This window comes from Cellulomonas biazotea (assembly GCF_004306155.1).
Lineage (GTDB): Bacteria > Actinomycetota > Actinomycetes > Actinomycetales > Cellulomonadaceae > Cellulomonas > Cellulomonas biazotea.
Window position 1 is genome coordinate 1 of sequence record NZ_BIMR01000429.1, and the last position, 1,682, is coordinate 1,682.

Consider the following 1,682-nt stretch of genomic DNA (forward strand, 5'->3'; position numbering starts at 1 on the left):
GGCCGGGCCTGGCCGGGCCCGGCCCGGGGTCGGGGCGGCGGCTCGGCCGACCGGTGGCGCGGCGGCGTGCGAGAGTGGGCGGGCCGCCCGTCGTCGCGGGCGCCGCCGCCCCGAAGGAGCCCCCGTTGCGCGTGCCCGACCAGTCCGGACGCAGCGTCGTCGTCACCGGGGGCAACAGCGGGATCGGACGGGAGGCGGCCGAGCGGCTCGCCGCGGCCGGCGCGCGCGTCGTCCTGACCGCACGCGACGAGGCCAAGGGTGCGGCGGCCGTCGAGGAGATCCGGTCCGCCCACCCGGGGGCCGACGTCGAGCTGCGGCTGCTCGACCTCGCCGACCTCGCGTCGGTCGCCGCGTTCGCCGACGGGCTCGCGCGAGACCTGCCGCACCTCGACGCGCTGCTCAACAACGCGGGCGTCATGGCGCCGCCGACGCGGTTCGAGACCGTCGACGGGTTCGAGCTCCAGATGGGCACCAACGTGCTCGGCCCGCTCGCGCTCACCAACCGCCTGCTGCCCCTGCTGCTCGCCGCGTCCGCGCCGCGCGTCGTGTGGACCAGCAGCGGCGTCGCGCACCTGGGCCGCATCCGGTTCGACGACCTGCAGGCCCGGCGCCGCTACCGCCCGTGGGCCGCGTACGCCCAGTCCAAGCTCGCCGACCTGCTGCTCGGACGCCACCTCGCGCACGTCGCCGACGAGCGCGGCTGGCCGCTGCTCAGCGTCGTGACGCACCCCGGCTTCACGCGGACGAACCTGCAGACCGCGGGCGCGTCGCTCGGCGGCGGGACCCCGCGCCGCTCGCCGTTCGGGTCGCGCTCGCCCATCCCGTCGATGGAGCCCGCCGAGGGGGCGCTGTCGCTGCTGCTCGCCGCGACCGGGCCCGACGTGGCCCAGGGCGGGTACCTCGGCCCGACGGGGACGTTCGGGATCGTCGGGCCGCCCGGGCCGGTGCGGCTGAGCCGCCGGATGCGCGACGACGCGACCGCGGCACGGCTGTGGCACGTCGCCGAGGACCTGACGGGGACGTCGCTGCCGTCGGCCTGACGACGCGGCGAGAACGGTGCTGCCGTCGGCCTGACGGCGCGCGGCGCTCGCGTGGGACGACCCGTCATGACAGCCGACCGGGGCGGGGTGTCGGTGGTCGGTGGGACGGTGGACCGTCCCGCCTGCTGCCGTGCGCCCGAGCCGGCGGCGGGCACCTGCGTCGAGGAGGCCGCCGCATGTCCCGCACGCTCGCCGACACCCTGTCCGCCCAGGTCACCGGTCCGGTCCTCGTGCCGGGCGACGACGGCTACGACGACGAGGTCGCCGCGTTCAACCTCGCGACGACGCTCCGGCCCGACGTGGCCGTGGGCGCGACGTCGACGCAGGACGTCGTCGCCGCCGTCCGGGCCGCGCGGGCGCACGGGGTGCCGCTCGTCGTGCACGCGACGGGGCACGGCGCGGAGCACCCGGTCACGTCGGGCCTGCTCGTCTCGACGCGGCGCCTCGACGCCGTGCACGTCGACCCCGCGGCCCGCACGGCGACCGTCGGCGCGGGCGTCCGGTGGGCGGCGGTCGCGGCGGCGGCCGCCGAGCACGGGCTCGCACCCGTCGCGGGGTCGTCGCCGACGGTCGGCGTCGTCGGCTACCTGCTCGGCGGCGGGGTCGGTCCGTTCGCGCGCAGCCACGGGTTCAGCTCCGACC

2 protein-coding genes are annotated in these 1,682 nt (G+C 78.5%); both read left to right on the forward strand.

Translation table 11 applies throughout. The annotated features are described in order from the left end of the window. The coding region (locus CBZ_RS19795) for an SDR family oxidoreductase (RefSeq protein WP_307720770.1) at positions 1–1,040 on the forward strand (1,040 nt) is incomplete at its 5' end. Positions 1,041–1,216: 176 nt separating this feature from the next. Then, the coding region (locus CBZ_RS19800; protein ID WP_130783152.1) for an FAD-binding protein at positions 1,217–1,682 on the forward strand (466 nt) is incomplete at its 3' end.